Source organism: Streptomyces sp. NPDC001606 (assembly GCF_053596835.1).
This window is the reverse complement of the sequence record NZ_JBSFHC010000054.1, coordinates 1-1024: the sequence shown is the minus strand read 5'-3', so window position 1 is coordinate 1024 and position 1024 is coordinate 1. Positions and strand designations below refer to the sequence as shown.

The following is a 1024-nucleotide window of genomic DNA, read 5'->3' as shown; positions in this document are numbered from 1 at the left end:
AGCAGAGTTGGAATCAAGATATTTTTAATGATAATCATTAAAAAATTATCTTTTATAAATAAATATTAAATGTTATTCGGTGAATAAACATTTAAAAAGCGACTAGAAAAAATAGAGGGCACTGAAAAACTTACGTTTTCATAAAAGCGAACCTTTCTCAGATAAAAATAAGGCACTTCTTGTTCGATTTTGAACAGGAAGCGCCTTATTTCTGTCTCTATTCCTTATTCATTTTCATTTAGTAGCTTTAATATCCGTTTCAAATTGACAGCGAATATCGTTGTAGCACCTTGAATTTCCATGCCAAATAGACCCGCAGTCGATGCCGTATCGTACCCGTGTCCGTTTTTTAATTCACTATTCTTCGCTTCTACTTTGTAGCGATTTGCGGCTAATTGCTTAAATGCTTCCGTATTTTGAAATGCCTCTTGTTCGGCATGTGTATCCGACTTTTAATAATAAGTACTTAAACATACGAATTGGAGGAATGGCATTACGTCCATTGTCTAAACAATATTTTGTTTTTAACTCTTCTAAAATGAATGAAAAATCAACAAGTTCATTGATTTGGCGAAGTATATTATCTTTTGGCACAACAATATCGTAGATCGCCATATATGGACTTAAATTAAGGGTTTCTTGATTTGAAATCATCGGGGCCACCACCTGCACATTAATTCTTTTATTATAAAGGAAAGCGTGACTAAAATAATAGTGTGATACATTGCGTTGTTTGGAGAAGCATCGCTCGACTCCTGCGGGAAAGCGAGACAGACGAGACCCCGCACGAAGCGAAGCGTAGGAGGAGGCTCGGCGCTCGCCCGCGGAAAGCGAGCGGAATGCTTCGGAAAACAACAGTAGAGTCACAGTGCCAAATGAAAAAAGCGAGGTATTCAACGATTTAATCGTTGAATACCTCGCAATGTGAAAAGATATAGACTTTTTCAGTGCCCTCCTTAATTATAAGGCTGTTTTCTTAAATAAATTGTTGCTATGCTAATATTAGAGCAGTTTTCAAGATCGG

Annotated in this window: 2 pseudogenes; both read right to left on the bottom strand. The window is 36.8% G+C overall.

Annotated elements, in window-relative coordinates:
* Positions 1-224: 224 nt before the first annotated feature.
* Positions 225-452 (bottom strand): annotated as a pseudogene (locus ACWCV9_RS37675) (transposase); the annotation flags it as partial.
* Positions 442-654 (bottom strand): annotated as a pseudogene (locus ACWCV9_RS37670) (IS5/IS1182 family transposase); the annotation flags it as partial. The pseudogenes ACWCV9_RS37670 and ACWCV9_RS37675, both read right to left, overlap by 11 nt.
* Positions 655-1024: the final 370 nt, after the last annotated feature.